The sequence below is a fragment of the Rhodothermales bacterium genome (assembly GCA_017643395.1).
Classification (GTDB): Bacteria; Bacteroidota; Rhodothermia; order Rhodothermales; family UBA10348; genus JABDJZ01.
The window spans coordinates 136,009-161,904 of the sequence record JAEPNP010000002.1 but is presented as its reverse complement, the minus strand read 5'-3'; the positions used below and the strand labels follow the sequence as shown (position 1 = coordinate 161,904).

Sequence of the window (25,896 nt, the reverse complement as noted above, 5' to 3'; positions counted from 1 at the left end):
TATTGCTTGATCGAGAGCCGTTGAGGGAATAACGGCTCCCGGACGGATACCTGAATGCGAACAAATACGTAGTATGCGGAAGTCGTTGCCCTATCTGGACTTCCGCCTAAACAATAGAGCCTAACGACGGTACCGCGCCAACGTTTCACTAATTAAATCCTGTATGCGCCGCGCGTCCCGTGAGGACCCGTGATACAGGTTCATCATCAGGCTGAAGGCCAAGGGTGTTCCCCGGGAGGTAGTCACGTACCCGCTCAGTGCAGAAGCACCGGTCAGCGTGCCCGTTTTGGCCCTCACGTTGCCCTCGGCGGACGTGCCGCGCATACGGTATTCCAGCGTGCCGTCGACCCCTGCGATCGGAAGCGAATCATACCAGACACTGCGAACGGTGCTGTCCGGATGGGAAGCCATGTATTGCAGCAGCGCCGTACTCATCTCCGGACTGACGAAGTTCATCCGGGACAGGCCTGAGCCGTCAGCCAGACGGATACGCGCCGTGTCGACACGCGCCGCCGCCAGCGTGCGCATACCGGCTGCCCAACCCATGGCCGCCGAGCCTGGATCTGCATCGCTGGTTGAGTCCGGCAGCTGCGCGCCAAGCGTCTTCAGCACCAGCTCGGCGTACAGATTGTTGCTGTCCTTGTTGATCACCTCGACCACATCCGACAGGGGCACCGACGTGTGACGAGCGATGGGCTGCGTGCCGGAAACGGCCGGCAGCGAGGGGATGTCGTCGATGTCATGGATGCCACCTGTGACGGCGATGCCCTCTGCAATCAGCGTTTCGCGCAGGACATGCAGGAAGTAGCGGGTGGGGTTGTGCACCGAGATCGCTTCTTCTTCGGTATAGCCCACCGGCACGCGCGTTGAGATGACGAGTCGGTTTCCCTGTCGGTCCCGTTCGTAGCCTTCCCGGAGGCGCATGGAATCGGGCACGGTCACCGTGGCATTCCAGACGTCCATGTAGTCGGTCATGGACGGCTCCCATGTGACGGTGCCGGGGCCGCCCGGCACGGTGGGCTCGACCGTTATGTCCACGGTATTGTCGTTGAACGACAGTGCGCTGATCTCTGCGGAATAGTACCAGGGCTCATCGTCCCAGGACCATCCGTATCCCAGCTGGAGATCGTCAAACGCGTTGTCATCACCAATCAGATGGCCGTCTACCGTTCGGATTCCGGCGGCTTTCACCGCGTCTGCCCAGCCGCGAAAAACCTCCACTATGTCGCAGTCCTGGAACTGACGGCCGATGGAGGGGTCGCCGGATCCGACAACCACCAGGTTTCCCTTCAGCACGCCATGCTCGACAATCCCGTCTGCATACACCGGAGTGCTCCATCGGAAGTCTGCGCCAAGTTGATCCAGCGCTGCCGCGGTGGTGTACAGCTTGGTATTCGAGGCCGGCATCAGCGTCTTGTTCGCATTGTGCGCGTACAGCGTGCGCCCGGTCGCCAGGTCCACCACCGAGACGCCGATGGTGGCGTTGACGAGCGAGGTGTCTGCGACCAGCCGATCAAGCGCTCTGCGAAGCTGCCGCTCGTTGCGGGGTGAATCCTGACCGATCGCCGGCAGGGTGATTGCTGCACAAAGCAGCAGGGCCACGAGCAGTCTCATGCGTCCGGTTCAGTCTGTTCTTCGAGTTCGATGCGCTCGAAGTCGGGGAATTGGGTGACGACAAAAACATGCTGTACGCTGGACAGCGGCACCGACGGCGCGACCTGAATGCTCCAGAACAGCTCGCTCTCGTCGGTGGTCAGGAGGTCAATGGTGCCCACCTCGATGCCCGGCCGAAAGTACTGGGAGTAGCCGCTGGTCACCACACGGTGGCCCACCCGAATGTCATCGTCGGTGGACACGTGCAGCACGCGCAGGCGATCTGGTCGGTCGGGGCTTCGCTCGAGCAGGCCGTCACTCAGGGAGGGGTAGATCTTGACCGAGGTCTTGAAGTCGGGGTTGAGGTAGGAGCGCACCCGGGAGTAATTCGGGCTCACCAGTTCCACCACTCCGACCAGCCCGCGCGGTTCGATCACCGCCATGCCGCGCTGGATGCCGTGCCGACTGCCGACGTCGAGCACCAGCACGTTGCGCTGTCGGGTAATGTCCTTGCCGACCACGCGAGCTGCTACTCGGGGACCCGTGGCCGAGTCCGGCAGGGCCAGCAAGCCGCGCAACCGCTCATTCTCCATCTCGGCTTCCCGGGCGAGCGCGAGCCGGCTGGAGAGGCGAATGTTCTCGTCACGAAGCCGCTGGTTCTCATCCAGGGCATTCATGTACCGGCCTGCAGTGGCCAGCCGGTGCTCAACGGAGGCGGAGACTTCCAGGGCCCGTGCACGCAGCCCCTGAATCATGGGCTGATTGACGGTCAGCATGACCATCAAGGACACCAGAACCAGGGCGAAGAGCAGAATCCAATCAGCAAATCGCTCCCAGAAACGAATCATGGTGTCAGAATGCGGGCTGGCCCGGACTCAATGGCGGAAGTGGCGCTGTCCGGTGAAAACCATGGCAATGCCCCGCTCGTTGGCTGCGGCAATGACCTCCTCATCGCGAACGGAGCCGCCTGGTTGAATGGCGGCCCGGGCACCAGCCTGCGCCGCCTCTACGAGTCCGTCTGCGAATGGGAAGAATGCATCGGAAGCTACAACGGAGCCAGCGAAATCGAGTTCGGATTTTGCTCCCTTCGAGACCGCGATCTCAGAGGCATCGATGCGTGACATCTGGCCTGCTCCAATCCCCACTGTCGCGCCGTTTCGTGCGTAGACAATGGCGTTGCTCTTGACGTGTTTTGCCACCCGCCAGGCGAAATCCAGGTCCTGCCACTCCTGAGGGGTCGGCTGCCGCTCGGTGACCACCTGTACGCGTTCCCTCATGGCGCCTGCATCTGGAAGGGTTGGGTCCAGGTCCTGGATCAGGAAGCCGCCTACGACAGAACGGACATCCCGCGCGTCTTCGCCGGCATCCGGGTCGAACGTGATGAGCCTGCGGTTCTTCTTGCGTCGAAGGAATTCCATCGCATCCTCCTCGTAATCCGGAGCGATGATGATTTCCGTGAACACCTTGTTGATGGCCTCTGCTGTCTGCAGATCGAGCGCGCGATTAACCACGACGATGCCTCCAAAGGGACTCTGCCGATCCGTGGCAAATGCCCGTTCGTAGGCCCTCATGAGCCCATCGGCCGTGCCGACTCCACACGGATTCGTGTGCTTCAGGATGGCACAGGTAGGCGGTGCCTCGGCGAACTCCCGGATCAGCCGCAGCGCGGCGCTCAGGTCCAGGATGTTGTTGAACGACAGGTCCTTGCCGTGGTGCTTGGTGAAATAGCGCCCCGGGTCTCCGTAAAGGGCGGCTGCCTGGTGCGGATTCTCACCGTAGCGCAGACTTGCCGAAAGCGGCTCAGTGACCCGGAAGGCCGGTGCGGTATCGCCGGCACGCGAGAAATAGGCGTCGATGGCTGCGTCATAGCCGGCCGTGTGGGAGAAGGCCTTGTGGGCCAGACGTCGCCGGGTCGCCATGCCGACCGCTCCGCCGTTTGCCTCCATTTCCTCAAGGAGCCCGTGATAGTCTCCTGGGTCCGTGACCACACACCGGTAGAAGAAGTTCTTGGCGGCGGCGCGGATCATGGTGGGGCCACCGATGTCGATGTTCTCGATTGCGATGGCGTCCGTCGTTTCCGGGTCGGCGGTCGCCTTGCTGAACGGGTAGAGGTTGACGACGACGAGATCGATGGGGGGAATGCCGTGTGCGCCGAGTGTCTGCTGATCTTCCGGGTCGTTGCGCCGCGCGAGCAGTCCGCCGTGGATCAGCGGATGCAGGGTTTTTACGCGGCCGTCCAGGATTTCCGGGAATCCCGTTACCTCGGAAACGTCGGTCACCTGGATACCCGCCTCGCGCAGGGTGCGCGCACTGCCGCCGGTGGAAAGCAGTTCCACGCCCTGGCGGCTGAGCCCCTGTCCGAGTTCGACGAGGCCCGTCTTGTCAAACACCGAAAGCAGCGCGCGGCGAATGGTGTAGTGGTCGTCCGGAGGGGGGAGGTCCTTGGACTGAATCATGCGTACTGGAGTGGAAAAGTGATGGTGACGCGTCCTTGGCGAACTCGTACGCGTCCCTGGGCGATGAGGCGCAGGGCCTCGGGATAGAGACGATGCTCGATTTCGAGCACGCGGGCGGCAAGGGACTCGGGATTGTCGTCTGGGAGAACCGGCACCGTGTCCTGCAGAATGATGGCGCCGGTGTCGTAGTCCTCATCCACAAAGTGCACGGTGGCCCCCGAGAACTCGTCTCCTGCTTCCAGCACGGCCCGGTGGACGTGCTTCCCGTACATACCGGGGCCACCGTGTGCAGGAAGCAGGGCCGGATGGATGTTCACCATGCGTCCGCGAAACCGATCCACTACCGCCTGAGGAATCTTGCGCAGGTAACCGGCCAACGCAATGAAGTCGATGCGCTCCTGCTCAAGGCTGCCGAGCAGGTGTTGAGCGTAGGTTGCTTCGTCGAAGTCGCTCGGGTCGAGCACGCAGGTCGCAATTCCGGCAGTTTCCGCGCGCGTCAGAGCACCGGCCGTCGAGCGGTTGCTGACACAAAGGGCCATCGTGGCCTGGAGACTACCCGAAATCGACGCGTCAATCAGGGCTTGAAAGTTGGAGCCGCTGCCTGACGCAAACACCGCGACGCGCATCCTGCATGTTACGGTTGGGGGGGCGCCGGAAGGACCGAAGTGGCGATCAAGACCGAATGAATAGGCCGCCCCTGGGCCCGCTCCGGAGATTGCGCGGGCCTAGATCCTGAGCGGCTCCAGCAATTGCAGCGTCGCCGCGGCAGGGTCCGCCACCAGGCGCGCCCGGGGTCCGATGGGCAGGCTCATCTTGCGAGGGAAATGCCCGTAATTCCAGTCCGAGACCACCGGGTAGGACGCGCCACCAAAATAGTGCTGCAAGACCTCATCGACCGAAAATGACGGGCGGTTGTGCGGCGGGTCCGAGTCGGTGAAGGCGCCCAGGATCACGCCTGCCAGACCCTCGAGGTGGCCGGCCAGTTTCAACTGGGCAAACAACGCATCCAGTCGGTACGGCACCTCCCCCACATCTTCCAGGAAGAGCAGGCAGCCACGGAGATCGGGCAGGTACGGCGTGCCCACCAGCCGGACCAGCGTCGCCAGGTTTCCCCCCAGGAGCGGTCCCTCGGCCGTGCCAGCGCGCAGCGTCGAGGGCCTGGAGCCGTCCAGGGACGCAAACGACACCGCTGACTCACCCTCTAGCAGCTGCCATAACTGGGATTCCCAGTCGGCTTCGGGCTCCGGCCACTCGACGCCCACCATCGGACCGGATACCCCCCGCCACCCGCTGCGAGTGAAGAGCGCCAGCTGCAGCGCGGTGATGTCCGAGTAGCCTACCAGCACACGAGGTCGCGCTGCCGCAAGGTCATAGTCGATCTGGTCGAGCAGCCTCAGCGTCCCATAGCCTCCGCGCACGCAGAAGATGGTATCGATGTCCGGCTCCCGGCAAAGGGCGTGAAACTCCGCCAACCGGGCGTCATCGGAGCCCGCCAGAAAACCGGTCACCGGGTACGATGAACGTGGCCGGACCAGCTCTACGCCGCGGTCCTCCAGATGCCGGAGCCCTCGTTCCAGGCGCTCTGCGTCCAGCGGGGGACCGGCCGGGGCAAGCAGCCCGATGCGACGGAGATTGGCGGAGCGCGTCATGACGGAAGATAGTCCGCCATGCTACCTTGCCACATGACGCTCACCTGTGCACCGGACTACTTTCCTTCGGCAGTCTTCTGGGCCGCGGCCAGCCATGCCGATCGGGTGGAGTTGCTGATGGACGCCCCCTACGTGCGACAAACCCGGCACAATCGTGCGCGAATCCGAACGCCGCAGGGCACGCAGTGGCTGACCGTGCCCGTTGAGCGGGGGCAGGACGACATCCGCCTCTGCGCAATCCGCATCAGCCAGGAAGGGGCCTGGTGGCGGCAGCACCCGAAGGCGCTGCGATACAACTATGGCGCGGCGCCCTACTACGAGCACTTCATCGACGCGCTAACACCAAGGTTCAATCCGGAGGTCACGACACTCGGGGATCTGTCGGCCGGGCTCATCAGGGCAGTGGCGGACCTGTTGAACCTGAGGATCGACATCGCTCCGGGCACATCGCGGCCGCGGTCGCGCATTCCCGTGATTGAGCGTCACGGGGCGCGGTTTGGGGTGGACGTGTCGCCGATCAGGTACCGGCAGGTGTTCGAAGGCTTTGAACCCGATCTCTGCATCCTCGACCTGCTCTTCAACCTCGGCCCTCGGGCGCTTGACCTGCTGCATGATGCTGCGCACCTGCGGCCGATGCCCGAGTCGCTGGCCGCCCAACACGATTCCTCAAGTCCATGACAGAAACGCTCTCCGGGACGATTGTTGATCCCGTCAACCGCCGCCTGTTTCCCGGGCGCATCCTGATCCGGGACGGCCGGATTGAGTCCATTCAGGAGGAGGCTACGGCGGCGCCCGGTTTTCTGCTTCCCGGGTTTGTCGATGCCCATGTGCACATCGAAAGCTCCATGCTCTCACCGTCCCAGTTCGCCCGCCTTGCGGTGCGGCACGGCACGGTAGCCACCGTGAGCGATCCACACGAGATCGCGAACGTCGTCGGTGTGCCCGGTGTGCAATGGATGCTGGACGATGCCGCTCGCGTGCCGCTCATCGTCGCCTTTGGCGCGCCCTCATGCGTGCCAGCCACTCCATTTGAGCATGCAGGAGCGGTGCTCGGCCCTCAGGAGGTCGCCGCATTGCTCGCCGACCCGCGCATCGGCTATCTCTCCGAGATGATGAACTACCCCGGGGTGGTCGCCGGCGTGCCGGACGTCATGGCAAAAATCCAGGCGGCGCATGCTGCCGGAAAGCCCGTCGACGGGCATGCCCCCATGCTACGCGGCGCCGATCTCAGGACGTACGTATCGGCCGGCATCTCCACCGATCACGAATGTGTCAGCGAGGAAGAAGCGCGTGAAAAGCTGTCATTGGGGATGAAGGTGGCCATCCGGGAGGGCAGCGCCGCGCGGAATTTTGATGCCCTGGTGGGCATAATGGCGGACCACCCCGGGCAGGTGATGTTGTGTTCGGATGACAAGCACCCGGACGAGTTGCTGACCGGTCACATCAACGAGCTGGTGGCCCGCGCTGTAGCTGCGGGTGTGGACAGATGGAATGCGCTAGAGGCCGCCTGCGTGACACCGGTCCGCCACTACAACCTCGACGTAGGGTTGATGCAGGCAGGGGATCGCGCGGACTTCATCCGCGTGGAGGACCTGAAAGACTTTCGTGCTCTGGAAACGTGGATCGGCGGCACATGCGTGGCGCGATCCGGGCGGGAGCAGTTCGAGGTCGCCCGGCCGGATCCCATTAACCGGTTCGTTCAGCCCTCGGTGTCCGTTGGCGATTTCGCGTTGCGGGCTGAAAGCAAGCGGATCCGCGTCATTGAGGCGATCGACGGTGCCATCGTGAGCGGGTCATCCGTGCGGGAGGCCCGCATCGAGGACGGTCTGGTCGTCAGCGATCCGAGACGGGACCTGCTCAAGGTGGCCGTCGTCAACCGCTATGCCCCGGCTCCGCCTGCCATCGGGTTTATCGAGGGGTTCGGTCTTCAGCGCGGGGCGATTGCCTCTACGGTGGCGCACGACTCCCACAACATTATCGCCGTTGGAGTGGATGACGCGTCTCTGGTTGCTGCCGTAAAGGCGGTTTCCAGGGTAGGAGGGGGGATCGCAGCAGTCTCCGGAAATCAGGAGCGCCTGCTCGCACTTCCGGTAGCCGGGCTGATGTCCACCGACGACGGGGAAGAGGTCGGACAGGCCTACGAACGCATCGACGCGTTCGCGAAGTCACTGGGGTCCACGCTGTCCGCACCGTTCATGACCCTCTCCTTCATGGCGCTGTTGGTGATTCCGGCGCTCAAACTTGGAGATCGGGGGCTGTTCGATGTGGCACGGTTTGACTTCGTGCCGCTATTTGTGGACTGACAAGCCGACCTTTCCAGCGCACCTTGCCGGTAAGGTGATGCCAGGCGGAGTCGAGCTGCATGGCGCTCGACATCAGGTACGAAACGGGCGCCAGAGCAGTGACCCAGAGTGGCATGCCCATGAACCGGTCTGTCGTGGCCTTGAGCGCATACAGTGAGAGCAAGAGACCGCCGGACAGAAACGGAGCGACGCTGAACGCGAAGCCGAAGACACCGAACAGGGCCGCAAACGCCAGCGGAGTACCTCCGACGATCAGGTAGGCGTTCTTCCGGAAGCCGACCCACGCTTCAGGTAGTGTTCTGTACATGGTCACGGACAGATCCCGCCGAAGATCAACCAGGGTCGGCGGCCGTCCAGAGCCTATCAGGAAGCGCCCGATGCGTACGTCCTCCAGGATCTCAGACCGATGGCTAGCGTGCAGTTCGTGCTTGTGATACGTCTCGGCATCAACCATCCAGCACTGCCCGTTGAGGGCCCCGAGCGAACGTCGGCGTGTCATACGGGCGATGGGCCAGGGCAGCCCATTCAACACCGCGGAGGCCACGAGACTCACGAGCAGCAACCCGCCTCCCTTCAGATTCGGCAGGCCCGTGAGGACGCGGGCGGGGGTCTCCGCAAACACACGGTCTATGCGGGAGAGGGTATCCTCACGAAGCAATGTCAGGTCGGCGTCCAGAAAGAGATAGTGCGTCCCTGTCGCCTTTCTTGTAGCCTGATAGAGGGCGTGCACCTTTCCGACCCATCCCTCCGGTGGTCCCTGCGTGCGGAGCACGGTGAGGCGGTGATCGTCGAAGCCCGCGAGCACCTCCTGCGTTTCGTCGGTCGAGCCATCGTCCACCAGGATGAACTCGACATGCGCGTGATCCTGCTTCAGCAGACTCGGGATCAGGGTGCGAAGATTGTGCGCCTCGTTGTAGGCGGGGATCAGCACACTCAGTTTGCCGCTCGGAAGACCGGAGGTGTGCGCCTCGGGGCGCCACCTGCGCAGATATCCGAGGTTCATCAGGAGCGTGATCCACTGCATGGCGTGCACCACGGCGGCAAGTGCTATGAACCACCTCATCGGTTGAACAGTGTTCTCAGGAATCCGAACGACCAGCGTTCGTCCGGGCCTCGCCGACCGGTCAGGATGACGGTCGAGGCCTCGCTGCTTGATTCCATGGTGTCTAGAAGTCGTTGGCGTGCATTCTCCGGCCCACCCGAATCGCCGAGACGCACCTCTGCGACCGGCGTGGCCGTGCGCCCCCACCGGACCCGGATGGCCATGGGAACCCAGGATGGGCGACCCAGCACATGGTGGAGCCGTTCCAGCGGCCCTGGCTCGAAGGCATCAAGTCCCTCGTCCGGGGCGTGCAATCTGCCTTCCGGGAAGTAGACGAGGGCCGCGTCGGGCTCTCCAAGTGCACGAGCTGTGTGGCGCACGGTAGCGGCCCTGCGGATCGGGTCATCGGCTGGAAACGGCAAAGCGCCCATCGCCCGAAAGAAGGGAAACCGATCCCACTCTTCCATCCAGACAAGCGGGCTGCGACCCACCGTGCGCGCGACGAGCCACGCCAGGTACCCGTCGTAATAGTTGTGGTGATTCGCAAACAGCACGACCGGACCGTCCGGCACGGATCCGGACATTCGCACCTCCCGAAACGACGCACGCAATGCGCGTTTCATTAGCGTAGCGAGCACGGCGCGCATCATGGATTAAGCACCAGCTTCAAACGGGCGAGCGCGGCCCCCTCGCGAGTAGAGACCATCACCACGGCGGTCGCGACAGCCCCGGCCAACACCGCTCCCCAGAGGCCATAGAGGGCCGATAACCCGAGCGGAAACAGGCAATTGATGAGGTACAGGTAGCGAGCTTCCGCGGCCCGTGGCTTGCGATCACCCAGAAGAAACTCGAATCCGGCCATGATGATGAACGAGACCAGCAGCCAGCCACCCCAATTTGAGAGCGGCATCCCATAGAAAAAGCCGCCGTCCGGATAGACCCAGAAGGGAAATGCCTTGGACATGGCGGGGTCGAGAGAGACGTCCCAGAGCGTCAGGAACGCGGCTCCCACGATCACCCTCAGCGTTCCGGGCCGGACCAGGCGGCCCGCCAGATCGAAGGCTACGAGGCCCATCGCGAACCAGGAAAGCGGGATGAACCACGGCACATGCCCCATGATCTTGGGGCCCAACCAACCCGTGTACACGTACGTGCCGAAGGGCAGTCCAGTGATAGTTCCGATGAGTTCAGCGGCGGCTCCGATGACCGTACCCCACAGGAAAACCTTGGTCAGCAGGCTTGCTCCAAGTTGGGGCAGATAGACCAGCGCCACGGCAATCGGAAGAACCGCCATGTAGGTCCATGTGGGAGCCTTGACAAGGGTTTCGTACCACGGCCCGAATACCTCCCACAGTGGCGGAAACACCAGGAGGGCGAATGTGCCGGCCAGCGAGAACAGGACCGCGGCAGTGAGGAGTTGGATGGATCTGCGTGCCATAATTCTTCAAACCGCGTGTTTCGAGCACCGTTCAGCCGTTCGTCGCACGTGTCGGGGCGCTGTCCCGTTCGTGAGCCCGCCTGTCGCTAGGGCCGGCTCCAGACCAGTCGGAAGCCCTGGTGATGGGTGCCCGAATCGGGCGTATTGTGCATGCGGGCCGTCGGCCTGTAGGACTCGCAATAGGCCTTGTGACACAGGAATGAGCCACCCCGCAGAACACGGGATGTACCGGTGGAGGGACCTGCAGGATTTGAGGCCGGGGATGTCGCGTAGTATCGCGGATGGTACCAGTCGGCAGTCCACTCCCAGACGTTTCCGGCCATGTCGTAGAGCCCGAAACCGTTCGCCGGAAACTGCCCGACGGGAGCGGTCGCGGAAAATCCGTCCAGGACCTCGTTGTGCTCCGGGAACGGGCCTTGCCAGACGTTGGCGTCGGTCGGTTCGGGATCCCGGTTCCCCCATTGGAACCGGTCGGAGGAACCCGCTCGGGCGGCGTACTCCCACTCAGCCTCGGTCGGCAGTCGGGCGCCGTGCCACTCGGCGAACGCCACGGCGTCGTTCCACGAAACATGCACCACCGGGTGGTCCATGCGCCCTTCCAGGCCACTGCCCGGACCCTCCGGCGAACGCCAGGAGGCCCCCGGTACCCAGGCCCACCACTGCGTGTGGCGGGACAGATCCACCGGGCCGTCGGGAGCCTCGAACAGGAGCGATCCCGGATCCAGATCGGCAAAACCGGGCACCGGCTTTTCGGCTTCGGTCACATAGCCCGTTTCTTCCACGAACCGGGCAAAACGGGCATTCGTGACCTCGGTTGAGTCCATCCAGAAGTCGGAGACGGTCACTTCGTGGGGCGGCAGTTCATCCGGCCGTCCCGTGTCGGACCCCATCAGAAAAGTGCCGCCGGGGATGGCCACCATGCCTTCCGGCGGCGCCGCGGGCTCGCCACAACCGATGAGCACCAGGGCCACAATCAATAGCAGCCTCATCCGTCTGCCGAGTAGGACTCGCCGAAATTCCACCGCGCCAGATGACTGGGCCGCCGGCTCTGCATCACCGAATCCATGCGCGCCACTACATCCGGATGGTCTGCGGCGACGTCGGTGGTCTCGCTACGGTCCGCCTCCAGATCAAACAGCTGGATCGGTCCGTGCGGGTCCTCACGCGCGTTGAGACGCACGGCTTTCCACTGATCCCATCGTACGGCCTGCATGGCGCCGAAGGCGTGGTATTCCCAGTAGAGCGGTCTCTCACGGGCGATGGGCTCATCGCCCAGAAGCACGTGGGAGAAAGACTCTCCGTCTATGCCCCGAGGAGCCGCTGCTCCGGTGAGGTCTGCCAAAGTGGGCAGCACATCCCAGAACGCCGAAACATGATCAGTCGTCGTGCCCGGCGCGATGCGCTGTGGCCACCGCGCGATCATCGGCACGCGAATGCCGCCTTCGAATACCGACCCCTTCAGCCCACGCAGGCCGTCCGTGGAGTTAAACGTCTCCGCCTCGACGCCGCCTGTGTAGGTGGTGCCGTTGTCCGAAGAGAACATGACGATTGTATTGTCGGCCACGCCGAGTTCCTCGAGGCGGTCCAGCAGCCGGCCGATGTTGCGGTCCATGTAGGTGATCATGGCGGCGTAGGCGGACAGCGGACGCGGATGCGGCAGGTAGGGACGCCCGAAGAACGGCTCTTCATCGAACGCGCCGGCGTAGGCGTCGAGTTCTTCCACCGGGACCTGCAGGGCGAGGTGCGGGATGGGGGTGGCGTAGACCAGGAAGAAGGGATCTTCTTGGGCCGAGTCCAGGAAGGCCAGCGCCTCCTCGATCATGCGTTCCGGCGCGTACGTCTGCCGCTGGTATCGCGCGTAATACTCCATCTCCGAGTCCAGGGGCGCATCGATGCGCTGGTGCGCGCTGAACCAGGGTGTGTTGCCTTCCAGGGAGTCCGCGAGGCCATCGCTCCAGAGATGCGTCGGGTAGTAGTTGTGGGCCACGCGCTGGCAGAGATAGCCGTAAAAGCGGTCAAAACCCTGATTGTTGGGGTGACCCTCGGAGTCGGGACCGCCCAGGCCCCACTTGCCGACGAAGCCCGTGCGATAGCCCATCGGCTGCAGGAGCTCGGCGATGGTGGTTTCGGAGTCCGCCAGCGGAAGCTGCCCCTCCGGTTCGTCGGGGCCCCAGCCGCCGACCTCGAAGTTGTCACGCACGAAGGCCGTGCCCGTGTGCTTCCCCGTCAGCAGCGAGCCGCGGGAGGGCGCGCACACCGGACTGCCGGAATAATGCTGCGTGAACCGCATGCCTTCGGCGGCCAGGCGGTCCAGGTTGGGAGTGCGAATCAACTCCTGTCCGTAGGCACCGAGTTCGCCGTATCCCAGGTCGTCGGCCAGGATGTAGATCACATTCGGCGGCGGCTCCGGCTGCGCGCAGGCGGTGAGGAGAAGGACCAGCAGGAGGGAGCGCCGCATGGCTTTGCCTCGGGGGGTGTGGGGGGTGTATGCTCCGGGTTCAGTCCCGGAAGGTGCCGGGGCGTCACCGCCAAGATAGAGTCATGAAGCGAGCCCTTCCCCTCCTGATACTGCCCCTGGTTTTTGCCACTGTCGCCCAGGCGCAGGCCAACTTCGACCTCGCCGAGCGCTTCACGCAGGAGCGCATGGACAAGATGGTCGGATCCACGTCTGTCTTTCCCCGCTGGATCGAGGACGAAAGCCGCTTCTGGTACCAGTACGAGACGCCGGAAGGCACGAACTGGTATATGGTCGATGCGCCCCGCAGGCAGAAGCGGGAGCTCTTCGATCGGGATGCCCTCGCAGCCGAGCTGACGGAGCACTTCGAGCGTCCATTCAACGCGCTGGACCTGGATCTTGATGACTTCGAGTATGACGTGGACAAGGGGCTCTTCACCTTCCACGTCGACTCGATAGGCTTCGAATACCGGTTTGAAACCCGCGATCTGGTGGCTGGGGATTCGATCGATGCGGAGGAGCGCCTGGGATGGGCCACCTACAGTCCGGACTCCACGTGGATTGCGTTCGCGCGCAATCACAACCTGTATCTGATGCGGAGCGGCGATCCGGACTCGACCGAGTATCAGCTCACGGAGGACGGCGAGAAGTGGTACTCGTACCAGGCCAGTGACTCGGACACCACATCGACCAAACGCCTGCGCAGCCGGGCGAACTGGTTCGAGGACGAGGAGAAGCTGTACGTGCGTCGTCAGGACCGCCGGGAGGTCGGCGACCTGTGGGTGATCAACTCGCTCGGCAAGCGCCCAACGCTGGAGAGCTACAAGTATCCGATGCCCGGCGAGGAGAATGTGCCTCAGGACGAGGTGTGGGTGTTCGATGTCGAGAGCAAGGAGGGCCTGAAGCTGGACACCGACAAGTGGAAGGACCAGTCGCTTGGGGGCGCGTACTTCAACCGCGGTGGCTTCTTCGAGACCGAAACCTCCGACTACCTCTACTTCCTGCGCAGGGACCGCACCTGGGCGCACGTGGACGTGTGCAAAGCCAACACCACCACGGGTGAGGTGGAGGTCCTGTGGTCAGAAACGAGCGAGCCATACCACAACACGCGCTACATGGACCTCGTGGTCGTCAACGAGGGCGAGGAGTTCATCTGGACCTCGGAGCGCACGGGGTGGAATCAGCTGTACCGGTACGATGGCGAGGGCAACCTGATGAACCGGGTCACAGACGGCTACTTCGTGGTCGGCGGCGTGCACCGCGTCGACACCACGGCGCAGGTCATCTATTTCGAGGGTTTCGGCAGGGAGGAGGGTGTGAACCCCTACTTCTCACAGAAATACCGGGTCAATTTTGACGGCTCGGGCATGCAGCGCATCAGCCCGGAGGACGCCAACCACTCGTTCTCGATGAGCGACAACCACGACTTCTGGGTGGACACCATCTCGCGGGTGGATGCGGCGCCCCGCAGTGTGCTGCGCGACCGTCGAGGCGCCGTGGTGCTGGAGCTGGAAGAGACCGACTTGAGCCAGGCCGAGGAGGCCGGCTGGCAGGCCCCTGAGTACTTCTCCGTCAAGGCGGCTGACGGCCACACGGATCTCTATGGCGTGATGTGGAAGCCGTTCGATTTCGATCCGGCCGAGAAGTACCCCATCATCTCGTACGTCTATCCCGGGCCCCAGACCGAGCCGTGGCCCATCGGTTTCTCGTTCTCCGGCCGCCAGATGCCGCTGGCGCAGGTGGGCTTCGTGGTGGTCGCGTTTGGAAACCGTGGGGGCAGTCCACGCAGGAGCAAACACTACCACAACTACGGCTACGGCGATCTGCGGGACTATGCGCTGGCCGACAACAAGTACGGCCTCGAGCAGCTGGGAGCACGTCACGACTGGATCGACCTCGGCAAGGTGGGCATTTTCGGCCACTCCGGAGGCGGGTTCATGTCGACGGCGGCGCTGCTGACCTACCCCGACTTCTACACCGCGGCGGTGTCTTCAGCCGGCAACCACGACAACAACGTGTACAACATCTGGTGGGGTGAGGTGCACAACGGCGTCGAATCAAAGACCCGCAAGAAGAAGGAAACCATCACGAACGAGGACGGTGAGGAGGAAGAAATCGAGGTCGAGGAGGAGTATTTCGAGGGTCCGGTAGAGACCAATCAGGCGCTCGCGGGCAACCTGGAAGGGCATCTGCTTCTGGTGCACGGGGACATCGACAGCAACGTGCACCCGGCCAATACCATGCGCCTGGTGAACGAGCTTGTGAAGGCCGGCAAACGGTTCGATTTCATGCTGCTGCCTGGTCAGCGCCATGGTTTCGGCAGCATGACGCCTTACTTCACCCGCATGACGTGGTACTACTTCGCCGAGCACCTGCTGGGGGACTATCGCAACAACGTCAACTTCAACCTGCCGGCGGATGACGACTAGGCGGGCGATGGGGTGGCTGCCGGCCCTCGTCCTGCTCGCCGCCTGCGCTGGGCCGCCCGAGCTGCCTACCCGCTACGGCGTGCCTGAAATCGACCTCACGGCGGACACGGACCGCCGCTCGGTCGTGGACCAGGACACGGCGCAGTACCTGGGGCATCCCTCGACGGTGCTGCTGGAGGACGGCCGCACCATGCTTCTGGCGTATCCGGAGGGCCACGGCCGCGGCGCGGTGGTCTATCGCCGCTCGCATGACGCCGGCCGCACGTGGTCGGATCGGCTGCCGGTGCCGGACAACTGGAGCACCTCCCAGGAGGTGCCCACGCTCTATAGGGTCGTCGATCCGAACGGCGTGCGCCGTGTCATCATGTTTTCGGGCCTTTACCCGATCCGCATGGCGGTTTCGGAGGACGATGGCGGGTACTGGTCGGCTCTGGAGCCGATCGGCGACTTCGGCGGCATCGTGGCCATGTCATCGGTGGAGCGGCTCAAAGACGGCTCGTATATGGCCTTCTTCCATGACGACGGCCGATTCTTTGCGGAAGGAGGCGAGGCCGGGCAGTTCAGGGTGTACACGACCGCCTCGGACGATGGCGGCCTGACATGGTCCGCGCCGAGGGAGATCCTCACGCATCCGGACCTGGACCTGTGCGAGCCCGGCGTGGTGCGCAGCCCGGACGGCGACGAACTGGCGATGCTGCTCCGGGAAAACAGCCGTGCGTCCGGCCGCAGCTTCGTCAGCTTCTCTCAGGACGAGGGCCAAACGTGGTCCGAGCCGCAGCTCCTGCCGGAGGCGCTGACCGGAGATCGGCACACCCTGCGCTACCTGACCGACGGATCCCTGCTGGTGGTGTTCCGAGACATGGGCACGGACGAAACCACGCGCGGAGACTGGCTCTCCTGGATAGGTTCTTACGAGGACCTGCATGCGCAGGAGCCCGCGGGGACGCGCCTCCGGCTCATGGACAATACCAACCCCTGGGACTCGACCTACCCGGGCGTGGAGGTGCTGCCGAACGGAGACGTGGTCACCACGACCTACGGACACTGGGGCGAGGGCTTGCCGCCCTACATCGTATCCATCCGGCTCACGGCGGAGGAACTGGCCGGCTACTCCACCGGCCGCCAGTAAATGCGCCGCAGTTCGGGCTCGTCTGCGTTCAGGTCCATGAAGTAGAGCAGGTCGTATTCCGCCTCGTTGAGGTCCGGCAGCTCGGGTCCGCCCAACGCATGAATGATGCGCGGGATGGTGTTGGAGTGGCCGGACACCAGCACCACCGCATCGGGACCAAAGCTGCGCACGGTGTCTGCCGTGGCCTCCAGGTGCGCCTGCATGCCTTCCGAGACACCGACCACTACTTCGGTAGCTCCGAAGTAGGCCGCGGCCGGGCCGGCGGTCTGCACGGTGCGCTGGAAGCCGGACGTGACCGTGGCAGTCAGGCCGGAAGCCTTGAGCACGCCTATCAGGGCGTGTGCCCGAGCCTCACCGAAGGCCGTCAGTGGCGGGTCTGAGGTCCCATCGTCCGCTTTTTCCGCGTGCCGGAGCAGGACCACGTTCTGGGCGGCCACGGGTGCGGCAAGCGCCAGCATGAGAAGGAGCAGGAGGGATCGGGTCATAGCTCGCGTACCCAGATATTGCGGAATGAAACCGGATTGCCGTGATCCTGAAGGCGGACCGATCCGTCGCCGTGTGCCTCGTACTCGGGCAGTCCGCGGTAGACGGTCGGCCCGCGCAGCTCCACGTGGTTCTGGATCAGGACTCCGTTGTGGATCACCGTCAGGAACGCCGGGCGCACCACAGCGCCATCGTCAGAGAAGACCGGCGCGGTGAAGAAGATGTCGTAGGTCTGCCACTCGCCTGGCGGGCGCATGGCGTTGACCAGGGGGAGGTACTGTTTGTACACCGAGCCCGCCTGGCCGTTGGAGTACGTGCGGTTCTCGAACGAATCCAGGATCTGCACCTCATACCGCTCCTGGAAGAACACGCCGCTGTTGCCGCGTCCCTGGCCATCGCCCTGGATTTCGGTGGGTGAGCGCCACTCCATGTGGAGCTGGATCGAGCCGAATGTCTGCCTGGTGCGGATGTCGCCGGTGCCGGCCACCACCGTCAGCACGCCGTTTTCCATGCTCCAGCCGACCGGATCGCCGTTCAGGGATTGCCAGGCGTCCGCATGGTCACCAAGGAGCACGATGGCGTCCGAGGGAGCCGCCGTGCCCGCGCCAGGTGTAACCACGGCGGGTTCCGGCTCCCAGGTTTCGGTCAGTTCGGGCGGCCAATTGGACTGCGCACAAGCGCTCATGGGAATCAGTGTGAGGAAGAGGATCGGCAAGAGGTACTTCATAGTCAGAAACTAGGCAGCACGTAGCCGTCGCGATACGGGATACCGGCTTTCAGTCGATTGGCTTCTTCGTCATTTCGGAACTGCCAGGCGTCCCGATCCCAGTGGACCTTTCGCCCGGTCTTGAAGGCCACGTTGCCCATGTGGGCGACAACCGCCACATGGTGGCCGACACCGATGTCCGCGGCCAGCGGTGTGGACTCGCGAATGGCCGACAGAAAGTTGCCCGTGTGCCGGTCGATGTCGCTGCCTTCGTATTCGGCGATGGCGGGCACCTGGACCAGTGGCGCATCGTCCTCCTCTTCAGGGATGACCTCCCAGCCGCCCCGGTCAACCACCAGCGTGCCATTGTTGCCGATGAAGGCCACGCCGTGGGTGCGGCGATACGGCCCGAGGTCGATGCCCGTGGCGTGCTCCCATAGCATCGTGAAACCGTCAAACTCGAAGACTGCCTGCAGGGTATCGGGGGTTTCGGACGCATCGTCCGGATAGGCAAACTTGCCGCCGGAAGCCATGACGGAGCGGGGGAATCCCGCGTTCATGCCGAGCAGGGCAAAGTCCAGGATGTGCACCCCCCAGTCCGTCATGAGTCCTCCCGCGTAGTCCCAGAACCAGCGGAAATTGAAGTGGAAGCGGTTTGCGTTGAAGGGGCGCTCCGCTGCCGGCCCCAGCCAGGCATCGTAGTTCACGCCCATCGGCACGGCGGAGTCCTGCACCACCGGCACCGGCTTCATCCAGCCCTGGTAGGCCCATGTCTTGACGGTGCGGATGTTGCCAAGCGCGCCCGAATGCACAAAGGCCATCGCGTCCTGCCAGTGCGGACTGCTGCGCTGCCACTGACCGACCTGCACCAGTTTCCCGGACCGACGTACTCCCGCGTGCGTGACGTCGGCCTCGCCAATGGAGTTGGCGAGCGGCTTTTCCACGTAGGCGTGCAGACCGGCATCGACCGCATCCAGTGTCATGATCGGATGCCAGTGATCGGGCGTGCCGATTACCACAAAGTCCAGATCCGGGTGCTCCAGCAGGCTGCGATAATCGTCATAGAGGGCCGGCCGATGCCCCGTGGCTTCTTCGACTTCGCGGCCGCGCGATTCCAGCACGCCGCGATCCACGTCGCAAAGCGCCAGGCAGCGCACCCCGTCGTGTCGGAGCAGGGACCGCGTATTGGTATTGCCCATGCCCCGAATGCCGATCGCTCCAAAGTTGAGCGTGTCGGATGGACCGCGGGAGCGTTTCCCTCGGGCTGTCAGGCCTTCCGGGAAGGTGAAGAAAACGGGCGATGCAGCTGCGAGCGCGGCAAAACGGCGGCGGGTAAGGGGCATGATTCCGGAACGAATGGCGGCGATATCCTTAATAAAGGGCACTATTTCATTGTTTTGCAGGATTTATGTCTATTGATTTGTCCCGCGTCAAAGCGCTGTGCTTTGACGTAGACGGTACCCTTGCCGATACCGACGACTACGCCGTCGCGCGCGTTGCCAACATTCTTCAGAGGGTTCCGCTTATGAGTGCGCGTCGCGCCGCCCGGGTGGCGCGACAGATAGTGATGGGCGCCGAGTCGCCGGTGAACGCGGCCTACGGGTGGCTCGATCGCATGGGGCTGGACGGCACGCTGGCTTCGATCAAGGGCACCAACGAGCCCCTTCCGGATGACCACGAGCCGCACGCCATGGTGCCCGACGTGAAGGAAATGCTGGATATCCTCGTGAAGCGGTATCCCATGAGCACGATTTCCACGGGCAGTGGACCTCGGGTAGAGGCCTTTCTTGAGCACTACCAGGTGCGTGATCACTTTACGTGCGTGGTAACGGCGCAGACCACACCCAGGATGAAGCCGTTTCCGGATCCGCTATTTCACGCGGCCAAGGCCATGGGCGTGTCGCCCGAGCAGTGCCTGATGATCGGAGATACTACGGTCGATATGCGCACCGCGGTCGCCGCAGGGGCGCAGTCGGTCGGCGTGTTGTGCGGCTTCGGTAAGGAAGATGAGTTGCGTCGCCGTGGCGCAGGCCTGATTCTCAAGACCACGTCAGACTTGCTCGGCGTGCTCTGCCCGGAGGATGATCCTCTCGAATCGGAGTCCGCCGTTCCGGAAACCCAAGAAGAACCCGCCTGATGGCAGCTTTGCGTCCCCGTTCCCGCCGAGAGTTTCTGAAAACCGCGGCGGTGGGGGGCGCGGCGACGGCAGTCGTGCCTGCCTGCGTGCAGGCGGCCTCCGAAGGCCCGGTGGCGATTGCCACGTGGAACCACGGCCAGGATGCCAATGCGGCAGCGTGGCCAATGCTCATGGACGGTGCGTCTGCACTGGATGCTGTGGAGGCGGGCGTGCGCGTCCCCGAAGCCGATCCGACCGTCACCACCGTGGGTTACGGAGGTGCACCTGACCGGGACGGCAACGTTACGCTGGACGCCTGCATCATGGATCATGACGGGCGATGCGGTTCGGTGGCATTCCTTCAGGAGATCAAGCACCCCATTTCGGTGGCTCGACAGGTCATGGAGCGCACGCCGCACGTCATGCTGGTCGGGGCCGGCGCGCAGGAGTTTGCCGTCGCCAACGGATTCGAGCGGGAGAACCTGCTCACTCCGGAGTCTGAGGTGGCGTGGCGGGAGTGGCAGGCGGAGCAGGGCCCGGAGCGGCCGCCGATCAACGTGGAGAACCACGATACCATCGGCATGCTGACCCTGGATCGTCAGGGGCGACTCGCCGGTGCCTGTACCACCAGCGGAGCGGCGTACAAGTATCACGGCCGTGTGGGGGACTCGCCCATTATCGGCGCAGGTCTCTACGTGGACGGCGCCGTAGGTGGGGCGACCTCAACCGGATGGGGAGAGGCCGTCATCCGCTCGGTAGGGTGTTTTCTGGTGGTCGAGCTCATGCGACAGGGACATTCGCCGCAGCGGGCCTGCGAGCTGGCCGTTGAGCGGGTCATCGAGAAGAACCCGGACTGGCGGGAGATCCAGGTCGGTTTCCTGGCGCTGAACACCGCCGGCGATTACGGCGCGTACTGCATAGCACCTGGATTCAATTTTGCCGTGCAGAGCCCATCGCACGACAATGTGCTGATGGACTCGGGCAGCGCGCTGGGGTAAACGAAAAAAGCCCCCCAGACGAATCTGAGAGGCTTTCTTGCGGTCCGGACGGGACTCGAACCCGCGACCTCTGGCGTGACAGGCCAGCGTTCTAACCAAACTGAACTACCGGACCGGAAATCGGTCAAGAGCGCCAAGTATACCTCGGATCGGCTACGCAGTTCAATTCTCAAACTTGGAGAAATGATGGAGCCTACTCGGGGTCCCGGCAAGCAAACGGCCCTAAGACGACTACGAGACCTCTTCGATGGAAATACACCGGTGCTGCGGTTCGCGGAGACTTCCAGTTCTACCCGCGTCGTGTCCGCGTCAGCCACGTGTACACACCGTGTATCGGGCTAAGATCAATGATGGAAACAGCTCCCCGCTGGTGCAGCAGCAAACAATCAAGCCGCTGAGCCATCCGCAAGTCTCAAAGCGTGAGCCAGTGGGAGATCCCGGAAACGGCTTAGTCTACATCGCCAGTCTTGCCGCGTAGCGTGAGCCGGCGCCCGTAAGTTCAAAACGGAAGCTCGTCATCATTTGGCAGTTGTGACAGGATGCTGTTCAGCGCTTCGTCGATTCCCCGAGCCACTCGGCGTGCAGCCCTAAACAAGTCTCGGAAGATACTGTCTTTCCCAGCGACAGACTCTACGATATTCCCATCGTCATCATAGATCGTAAGTACGTAGCCGAGGGCACCCTGCTCAATTCCGACCGCGTAGCCAGAAAACGTTGCGGAGAATTCCTCTCCGGGTAGCTCCTCCCAGTTGAGGTCGCCCTGCTCGGTCGCCAGATTCAGGCGGGACAACAACGTGATAAGTCGATCCGACATTTTCTCCAGGACTAGGTATTTGGGGAATTGGCGGCCTCGAGTTTTGCTGCCAAGCCAATCAGCGTCTCCGCTTGCTCATTCAAGAAGTCCACCGATTCCTCAACCAGAACGGTTTTATCGTCTGCCAATCTCGCCGCCTCCACATGGTTCTGGAGCTTTCGGAATGTGAGGATGGCCCTCCCGAGCGTCTTTCGGGACTCCGGCGAGAGAGAGAGGTGTTTTTCTCTAATGTCGATAATGGCGAACCTGATGTCCCGCAGTTCTCCCTGAAGCAGCGAGAGAGACTGCTCGTAATAGAGGTCCTTGATTCTACCAATGCCATCTACAGTTTGACGCAAATCCTTCACGGTGATTGCTCGCCTCACAGAATCGCGGGCCTCTCCGGCTGTGGACCTAGCTTGATAGGCTTGGTAAGCACCGTAGATAGCAACCAGCAGCCCCGCCATCGCAACTGTGGCCCGGAACCAGGGCTCAACAAACCAAGAAAACAGGGCAATCTGAACGCCAATTGGCATTAGACAGTTGCGGGAATGGTGCTACAGCGGCAACCTGATCCAATCGCCGAGGCGAGATTAGCAATTGCTGCCTTGCGCGGTCATGGGCATTCTCGAAGCCGACACTAGCGAACTACTCCCGGCCAGTCAATAGGCAATTCCCACCGATGTTGACGATCTCCAAGAGCTGTCAGGTGCGGCCGTTCCGAGCATCGGCCCGGACGAGTTTCTACACGAAACCACTATTCGTGCGGACATGGTGTAGTCACACCGTGGCCGCAGCCAGTCCGCTGAACTGCCATGGTCGTTGTGTCGCCTGTGCCGTCAAGGACCTAGTCGATGGACGTTTACAGATAGGCGCAAAGGCGCTCGACGGATCCGACCGACGGTAGCAGCTGATCCTTTAGTACCGGATGTAGTGCCGCTTGGAGATGCCCGGGGAAGCGGCCGCTTCCTGCTGGGTCCGGCCCCGGTGCTTCATCCGTAGCCACGGAGTTTGAGGAGTGTTTGGAAGGCAGCAGTTGGGATAGAGGGAGGCCTGCAGGTCGCCAAACGGAAGCCACTCATCGCGTCCATGATCACCCAAGAACCGGGCTCTGGCATCACATGTCAACCTCGACCGTTGGTCCCACATAGTGTTGAGTAGCTTTCGCCCGGACTCCTATTCCGAGGGATCGAATCGCAAAATGGTCATACCAGACGCGTTCTCCACGATGATTCGGTTCTTGCTGCTCACGTAGAGGCCCTTCTCGCCCGGCGCGACATCCATCCGCTTGCCGCCTGCCCGGTATGTAAGTGACACCGATGTCACCAAGTCGGAAATCTCCGGCGAAGCCACTTCCGACATGCTGCCCACGCCATGGAGGAGCCACTCAACGCCAACCTTGGTCATATTGGCGATCTTCTCCACGGTAGTGCGAGACGGAACGACCTGATCCTTCTCGTGGCGTATGTAGTGACGCTTCGACATGCCAAGCTCGTCGGCCATGTCCTGCTGAATGATGCCCTGAGACTCCCGCGCGTGCCGGAGCCTTCCTCCAAGCGTGGTCTTCTGGTTTATGACGTCGTCCAGGTGGCGCGTCTTGGGCGATCCAGTTTGTGACTTTGTACTTGACATTTGGGGACTACTTCAGGTTTTCGTGACTCCTGTGACTACGCTAGTTGCGCGGTCGAAACCAATTCAGCCTCTCCGGCGATGCACACCTCTTATGAGCGCATTTCCGAGCTGAATCTCCCCCGCGGTGGCCAAACGAGGGCCCGGGAAATCGGAATGCTAGCCAACATTGAACTCGGTCAGCTATCTGCCAGCTCGAAGGCGAGGCGTTGAGCCTTCGGGCCGACTTCGCCTCCACGAAAGAGGCCGTCGATTCGGTCCGTCTACTCAACTCCCAAAGTCGCACGTGAGCTGACCGACGAGCAAACCGAACTTGCCGAAGAGATCGAGCGCTTGTCGGGGCGAACTCCATCGTTCTGGCTGCCGCACTCGCCTCCTTGACGCAGCGGTCGACCATCCAGTTGGAGGAGAACCCGGCCCCGATTCCCGGCACCAGAATGCCGCCCGGTGAGCAGCTCGCCACCAAGTCGAACCTGTCGCACATACGCTGGTCGACAGTGGCCTCCATCAGCGCCAACACAGGCGCCGAGGAGAGGCCGCGGTGCCGCTCCCCGAGAGTGCTCGCGGGGGGCATTCAGCTCGCTTCCGTCGGCCACTTTCTTGAGGCCGCTGGGCTGAAGACCTGATCGCCTGAAGCCCGCTTCGGACTCGACGGTCTATCCATACCGACCCTTGCACGCGGACGTGTAGTCGACAACTTCGACGGGACAGGATTCGTGTGGACTGAAGGGGACAAGTACTGAATCTAATGCGCACTCAATGGCACGTCATTAGCGGCTAAAAAATTCTCTCTGAGGATAACTTTCTGATGCCCCGACTGCCTCAGACAGAAACGCCCCGAAGCGGGGGCTCCGAGGCGAGGATCCAGCCAGTTTATGGGCTGTTTTATGGGCAGTATTTCGGGGGGCGCTCTAAAATCGGCCTCTAAGGGGTCAAAATGGCCGATTTCCGAAAATGCGTAGTGGTCAGGGACGGATTTGAACCGCCGACACCTGGATTTTCAGTCCAGTGCTCTACCAACTGAGCTACCTGACCGCAGGGCCGCGAATATACAGAGGTGTTCCGGGTTGCCAAAGCGCCGGCCGGTCCTTCACGCCTAAATCGAATGGCGGGGGGTGGGGGGTGCCAGGCGTGGCCGTTGGGCGGGGCGGCGTGCGCGTGCTGTCTGGCGCGTCCGGGCCCTGGCGCGTCCGTGCGGCCCGGCGTGTGCGGGCGGCCTGGCGTGTGCGGGCCTGGCGCGCCTTCCAAAGTCGGCCCGCCACGCGTATGGGCCCCGGCCGCAGGCCGCTCTCCGGCCGGGATCGGAAAATCGAGGCCGAATTCCACGTTTGGGGCGTTAGCGACGGCAACTGAGTGGAAAACCGGGGCCCGTTTCCACAATGCGCGGGTTTGCGATGACGCCCGGGTGTAAAACAGGGGGGTGATTCCATGTTTGCCGTCGTCGAGCCCGGGCCGCGGTGAAGTGCCCGGCCGCCCCCGGCCGCCCCGCGTCGGCTCGCGGCCGCGCTCGGACCCGGAGCCCGTCCAGCCCGATCGGAAAATCGGGGCCTGATTCCACGTATGGGACGCTAACGATGGGAGCTGAGTGGAAAACCGGGGCCCGTTTCCACAATGGGCGGGTTTGCGATGACGCCCGGGTGTAAAACAGGGCCGTGTTTCCATGTTTGCCGTCGTCGAGCCCGCCCGCGCCGCCGCACACCTCAAACGCCTCCTACCCTTTACGCGCCCCCCACATCAGCTTCGTCCTCAGCGTGCGAAAGAAGTGATGCTCGGGCATCTGGATAAGGTTCACGGTGTGCTTTGCCCTTCGAATGCTCAGATGCACCCGTCCATCCTCGATCATGGTACTCCGCCCATCGCTCATGAAGACAAACGGCTCGCCGTCCAGCACGCTCGCCTCGATGGTCACTCCGCCGGGCAACACCACCGGACGGACCGTCAGTGTGTGTGCAGCGAGAGGCGTCATGATGATGGTCTGGCTGGTCGGCACGACAATGGGGCCGCCCGCCGCCAGGTTGTATGCCGTCGATCCGGTTGGCGTGGCCATGATCAGCCCATCGGACCAGTAGGTGTTCAGTCGGGTGTCATCGACCTTGACGTCGATGGCCAGCAGTGATCGATCCCCCGGACGCTGGATCACGAACTCGTTCAGCGCCCATTGAAAGGGGAGTTCAAGGCCGTCGCAGTGCGCCTCGAGCACCATGCGCTTCTCCACCTTGTAATTGCCGGCCTCCAGGTTGTGGATGGCCGGCTCCAGGTCGCCTTCCTCGAGACTGGCGAGAAAACCCAGGCGGCCCAGATTCACCCCCAGCACGGGCGTTTCGCGGTTTCCGATTTCGTGCGCGGTGTTTAGCAGCGTCCCGTCACCTCCAAAGGACAAGACTACCGTGCAGGCGGACGCCAGGGGTGCGGCCCCAGCAACATTTGCGTCATCGACCTCGATCAGATCCCGCTCCACCAATCCACGGGCGATGTCGTCGTGGATGCGATAGTACCTGTCGGTCTCTTTCAGATAGCGGACGAGGCGGGCGATGGGCTCCCAGATGAGCCCCTTGGACGTGTTTCCCGTGATCCCGAATACCATGGCCGAAACATACGGATATTGCCTACCCCGGTAACACCCCGCGGGCGAATCGCACGGACCGGTTGTCGGCCGGAACGGGGAGGGTTAGACTGC

23 protein-coding genes and 2 tRNA genes are annotated in these 25,896 nt (G+C 63.1%); 6 read left to right on the top strand and 19 right to left on the bottom strand.

Features of this window, described 5'->3' with window-relative positions; genetic code table 11:
• Nucleotides 1–120 precede the first annotated feature (120 nt).
• The 5 genes from dacB to JJ896_09065 all read right to left on the bottom strand — a co-directional run bounded on the left by dacB (nucleotide 121) and on the right by JJ896_09065 (nucleotide 5,698).
• Entirely contained in the window at nucleotides 121–1,614 is a 1,494-nt protein-coding gene (dacB, locus tag JJ896_09085; GenBank protein MBO6779791.1) for a D-alanyl-D-alanine carboxypeptidase/D-alanyl-D-alanine-endopeptidase, read from the bottom strand.
• Nucleotides 1,611–2,441, bottom strand: coding sequence for a rod shape-determining protein MreC (mreC, locus tag JJ896_09080; GenBank protein MBO6779790.1), 831 nt, complete (start codon nucleotides 2,439–2,441; stop codon nucleotides 1,611–1,613). Before mreC ends, dacB begins: the two co-directional genes overlap by 4 nt.
• A 27-nt stretch (nucleotides 2,442–2,468) precedes the next feature.
• Nucleotides 2,469–4,004, bottom strand: a complete 1,536-nt coding sequence (gene purH / locus JJ896_09075; protein MBO6779789.1) for a bifunctional phosphoribosylaminoimidazolecarboxamide formyltransferase/IMP cyclohydrolase — start codon at nucleotides 4,002–4,004, stop codon at nucleotides 2,469–2,471.
• A gap of 41 nt (nucleotides 4,005–4,045) precedes the next feature.
• Nucleotides 4,046–4,675 carry a phosphoribosylglycinamide formyltransferase gene (locus JJ896_09070; GenBank protein MBO6779788.1) on the bottom strand — a complete coding sequence of 210 codons (630 nt, stop codon included), beginning with the start codon at nucleotides 4,673–4,675 and terminating at the stop codon, nucleotides 4,046–4,048.
• Nucleotides 4,676–4,774: 99 nt separating this feature from the next.
• The gene (locus JJ896_09065) at nucleotides 4,775–5,698 is read right to left on the bottom strand and encodes an LD-carboxypeptidase (GenBank protein ID MBO6779787.1); all 924 of its coding nucleotides are present in this window, start codon (nucleotides 5,696–5,698) and stop codon (nucleotides 4,775–4,777) included.
• 33 nt (nucleotides 5,699–5,731) lie between these two features.
• On the opposite strand from JJ896_09065, the gene JJ896_09060 reads away from it, so the two are divergent.
• Together JJ896_09060 and ade are read left to right on the top strand one after the other, a co-directional pair.
• Nucleotides 5,732–6,376, top strand: coding sequence for a WbqC family protein (locus JJ896_09060; protein ID MBO6779786.1), 645 nt, complete (start codon nucleotides 5,732–5,734; stop codon nucleotides 6,374–6,376).
• On the top strand, nucleotides 6,373–8,001 hold the full coding sequence (gene ade, locus JJ896_09055; GenBank protein ID MBO6779785.1) for an adenine deaminase: 1,629 nt from the start codon (nucleotides 6,373–6,375) through the stop codon (nucleotides 7,999–8,001). Before JJ896_09060 ends, ade begins: the two co-directional genes overlap by 4 nt.
• On the opposite strand, the gene JJ896_09050 is transcribed toward ade, so the two are convergent.
• The 5 genes from JJ896_09050 to JJ896_09030 all read right to left on the bottom strand — a co-directional run bounded on the left by JJ896_09050 (nucleotide 7,934) and on the right by JJ896_09030 (nucleotide 12,939).
• Nucleotides 7,934–9,064 (bottom strand): glycosyltransferase, encoded by a 1,131-nt coding sequence (locus JJ896_09050; GenBank protein MBO6779784.1) that lies wholly within the window; start codon nucleotides 9,062–9,064, stop codon nucleotides 7,934–7,936. The two genes, ade and JJ896_09050, sit on opposite strands and share 68 nt — an antisense overlap.
• On the bottom strand, nucleotides 9,061–9,666 hold the full coding sequence (locus JJ896_09045; protein ID MBO6779783.1) for a 1-acyl-sn-glycerol-3-phosphate acyltransferase: 606 nt from the start codon (nucleotides 9,664–9,666) through the stop codon (nucleotides 9,061–9,063). Before JJ896_09045 ends, JJ896_09050 begins: the two co-directional genes overlap by 4 nt.
• A 23-nt stretch (nucleotides 9,667–9,689) precedes the next feature.
• Nucleotides 9,690–10,481 (bottom strand): carotenoid biosynthesis protein, encoded by a 792-nt coding sequence (locus JJ896_09040; protein MBO6779782.1) that lies wholly within the window; start codon nucleotides 10,479–10,481, stop codon nucleotides 9,690–9,692.
• A gap of 86 nt (nucleotides 10,482–10,567) precedes the next feature.
• Nucleotides 10,568–11,470 (bottom strand): formylglycine-generating enzyme family protein, encoded by a 903-nt coding sequence (locus tag JJ896_09035; protein ID MBO6779781.1) that lies wholly within the window; start codon nucleotides 11,468–11,470, stop codon nucleotides 10,568–10,570.
• Nucleotides 11,467–12,939, bottom strand: a complete 1,473-nt coding sequence (locus JJ896_09030) for an arylsulfatase (GenBank protein ID MBO6779780.1) — start codon at nucleotides 12,937–12,939, stop codon at nucleotides 11,467–11,469. The genes JJ896_09035 and JJ896_09030 overlap by 4 nt, the downstream gene beginning before the upstream one ends.
• Before the next feature lie 83 nt (nucleotides 12,940–13,022).
• Between JJ896_09030 and JJ896_09025 the strand changes: the two genes are divergently transcribed.
• The gene (locus JJ896_09025) at nucleotides 13,023–15,365 is read left to right on the top strand and encodes a DPP IV N-terminal domain-containing protein (GenBank protein MBO6779779.1); all 2,343 of its coding nucleotides are present in this window, start codon (nucleotides 13,023–13,025) and stop codon (nucleotides 15,363–15,365) included.
• The gene (locus JJ896_09020; protein MBO6779778.1) at nucleotides 15,355–16,494 is read left to right on the top strand and encodes an exo-alpha-sialidase; all 1,140 of its coding nucleotides are present in this window, start codon (nucleotides 15,355–15,357) and stop codon (nucleotides 16,492–16,494) included. Before JJ896_09025 ends, JJ896_09020 begins: the two co-directional genes overlap by 11 nt.
• On the opposite strand, the gene JJ896_09015 is transcribed toward JJ896_09020, so the two are convergent.
• The 3 genes from JJ896_09015 to JJ896_09005 are packed head-to-tail and all read right to left on the bottom strand — an operon-like array spanning nucleotide 16,473 to nucleotide 19,026.
• Entirely contained in the window at nucleotides 16,473–16,979 is a 507-nt protein-coding gene (locus JJ896_09015; protein MBO6779777.1) for a histidine phosphatase family protein, read from the bottom strand. The two genes, JJ896_09020 and JJ896_09015, sit on opposite strands and share 22 nt — an antisense overlap.
• Nucleotides 16,976–17,704 carry a DUF1080 domain-containing protein gene (locus JJ896_09010; protein ID MBO6779776.1) on the bottom strand — a complete coding sequence of 243 codons (729 nt, stop codon included), beginning with the start codon at nucleotides 17,702–17,704 and terminating at the stop codon, nucleotides 16,976–16,978. The genes JJ896_09015 and JJ896_09010 overlap by 4 nt, the downstream gene beginning before the upstream one ends.
• 2 nt (nucleotides 17,705–17,706) lie before the next feature.
• Complete coding sequence (locus JJ896_09005) at nucleotides 17,707–19,026, bottom strand: Gfo/Idh/MocA family oxidoreductase (GenBank protein MBO6779775.1); 1,320 nt, start codon at nucleotides 19,024–19,026, stop codon at nucleotides 17,707–17,709.
• Nucleotides 19,027–19,091: 65 nt separating this feature from the next.
• On the opposite strand from JJ896_09005, the gene JJ896_09000 reads away from it, so the two are divergent.
• Both JJ896_09000 and JJ896_08995 read left to right on the top strand, forming a co-directional pair.
• Nucleotides 19,092–19,820 carry an HAD family hydrolase gene (locus tag JJ896_09000; protein MBO6779774.1) on the top strand — a complete coding sequence of 243 codons (729 nt, stop codon included), beginning with the start codon at nucleotides 19,092–19,094 and terminating at the stop codon, nucleotides 19,818–19,820.
• A complete protein-coding gene (locus tag JJ896_08995) occupies nucleotides 19,820–20,797 on the top strand; it encodes a N(4)-(beta-N-acetylglucosaminyl)-L-asparaginase (GenBank protein ID MBO6779773.1) in 978 nt (325 codons plus the stop codon). Before JJ896_09000 ends, JJ896_08995 begins: the two co-directional genes overlap by 1 nt.
• Before the next feature lie 40 nt (nucleotides 20,798–20,837).
• Here JJ896_08995 and JJ896_08990 read toward each other — a convergent pair.
• The 6 genes from JJ896_08990 to JJ896_08965 all read right to left on the bottom strand — a co-directional run bounded on the left by JJ896_08990 (nucleotide 20,838) and on the right by JJ896_08965 (nucleotide 25,803).
• Nucleotides 20,838–20,912 (bottom strand) — tRNA-Asp (locus tag JJ896_08990).
• Nucleotides 20,913–21,296: 384 nt separating this feature from the next.
• A complete protein-coding gene (locus JJ896_08985) occupies nucleotides 21,297–21,611 on the bottom strand; it encodes a hypothetical protein (protein ID MBO6779772.1) in 315 nt (104 codons plus the stop codon).
• An 11-nt stretch (nucleotides 21,612–21,622) separates the two neighbouring features.
• Nucleotides 21,623–22,126, bottom strand: coding sequence for a hypothetical protein (locus JJ896_08980; protein MBO6779771.1), 504 nt, complete (start codon nucleotides 22,124–22,126; stop codon nucleotides 21,623–21,625).
• Nucleotides 22,127–22,766: 640 nt separating this feature from the next.
• Entirely contained in the window at nucleotides 22,767–23,222 is a 456-nt protein-coding gene (locus JJ896_08975; GenBank protein ID MBO6779770.1) for a helix-turn-helix transcriptional regulator, read from the bottom strand.
• Nucleotides 23,223–24,181: 959 nt separating this feature from the next.
• Nucleotides 24,182–24,254, bottom strand: a tRNA-Phe gene (locus JJ896_08970).
• A 676-nt stretch (nucleotides 24,255–24,930) separates the two neighbouring features.
• On the bottom strand, nucleotides 24,931–25,803 hold the full coding sequence (locus JJ896_08965) for an NAD(+)/NADH kinase (GenBank protein ID MBO6779769.1): 873 nt from the start codon (nucleotides 25,801–25,803) through the stop codon (nucleotides 24,931–24,933).
• Nucleotides 25,804–25,896 lie beyond the last annotated feature (93 nt).

Coding starts and splice junctions, on each gene's coding strand:
- dacB (MBO6779791.1), bottom strand. CDS start 1,614: ATGAGACTGCTCGTGGCCCTGCTGCTTTGTGCAGCAATCACCCTGCCG.
- mreC (MBO6779790.1), bottom strand. CDS start 2,441: ATGATTCGTTTCTGGGAGCGATTTGCTGATTGGATTCTGCTCTTCGCC.
- JJ896_09070 (MBO6779788.1), bottom strand. CDS start 4,675: ATGCGCGTCGCGGTGTTTGCGTCAGGCAGCGGCTCCAACTTTCAAGCC.
- JJ896_09065 (MBO6779787.1), bottom strand. CDS start 5,698: ATGACGCGCTCCGCCAATCTCCGTCGCATCGGGCTGCTTGCCCCGGCC.
- JJ896_09060 (MBO6779786.1), top strand. CDS start 5,732: ATGACGCTCACCTGTGCACCGGACTACTTTCCTTCGGCAGTCTTCTGG.
- ade (MBO6779785.1), top strand. CDS start 6,373: ATGACAGAAACGCTCTCCGGGACGATTGTTGATCCCGTCAACCGCCGC.
- JJ896_09050 (MBO6779784.1), bottom strand. CDS start 9,064: ATGAGGTGGTTCATAGCACTTGCCGCCGTGGTGCACGCCATGCAGTGG.
- JJ896_09045 (MBO6779783.1), bottom strand. CDS start 9,666: ATGAAACGCGCATTGCGTGCGTCGTTTCGGGAGGTGCGAATGTCCGGA.
- JJ896_09040 (MBO6779782.1), bottom strand. CDS start 10,481: ATGGCACGCAGATCCATCCAACTCCTCACTGCCGCGGTCCTGTTCTCG.
- JJ896_09035 (MBO6779781.1), bottom strand. CDS start 11,470: ATGAGGCTGCTATTGATTGTGGCCCTGGTGCTCATCGGTTGTGGCGAG.
- JJ896_09030 (MBO6779780.1), bottom strand. CDS start 12,939: ATGCGGCGCTCCCTCCTGCTGGTCCTTCTCCTCACCGCCTGCGCGCAG.
- JJ896_09025 (MBO6779779.1), top strand. CDS start 13,023: ATGAAGCGAGCCCTTCCCCTCCTGATACTGCCCCTGGTTTTTGCCACT.
- JJ896_09020 (MBO6779778.1), top strand. CDS start 15,355: ATGACGACTAGGCGGGCGATGGGGTGGCTGCCGGCCCTCGTCCTGCTC.
- JJ896_09015 (MBO6779777.1), bottom strand. CDS start 16,979: ATGACCCGATCCCTCCTGCTCCTTCTCATGCTGGCGCTTGCCGCACCC.
- JJ896_09010 (MBO6779776.1), bottom strand. CDS start 17,704: ATGAAGTACCTCTTGCCGATCCTCTTCCTCACACTGATTCCCATGAGC.
- JJ896_09005 (MBO6779775.1), bottom strand. CDS start 19,026: ATGCCCCTTACCCGCCGCCGTTTTGCCGCGCTCGCAGCTGCATCGCCC.
- JJ896_09000 (MBO6779774.1), top strand. CDS start 19,092: ATGTCTATTGATTTGTCCCGCGTCAAAGCGCTGTGCTTTGACGTAGAC.
- JJ896_08995 (MBO6779773.1), top strand. CDS start 19,820: ATGGCAGCTTTGCGTCCCCGTTCCCGCCGAGAGTTTCTGAAAACCGCG.
- JJ896_08985 (MBO6779772.1), bottom strand. CDS start 21,611: ATGTCGGATCGACTTATCACGTTGTTGTCCCGCCTGAATCTGGCGACC.
- JJ896_08980 (MBO6779771.1), bottom strand. CDS start 22,126: ATGCCAATTGGCGTTCAGATTGCCCTGTTTTCTTGGTTTGTTGAGCCC.
- JJ896_08975 (MBO6779770.1), bottom strand. CDS start 23,222: ATGTCAAGTACAAAGTCACAAACTGGATCGCCCAAGACGCGCCACCTG.
- JJ896_08965 (MBO6779769.1), bottom strand. CDS start 25,803: ATGGTATTCGGGATCACGGGAAACACGTCCAAGGGGCTCATCTGGGAG.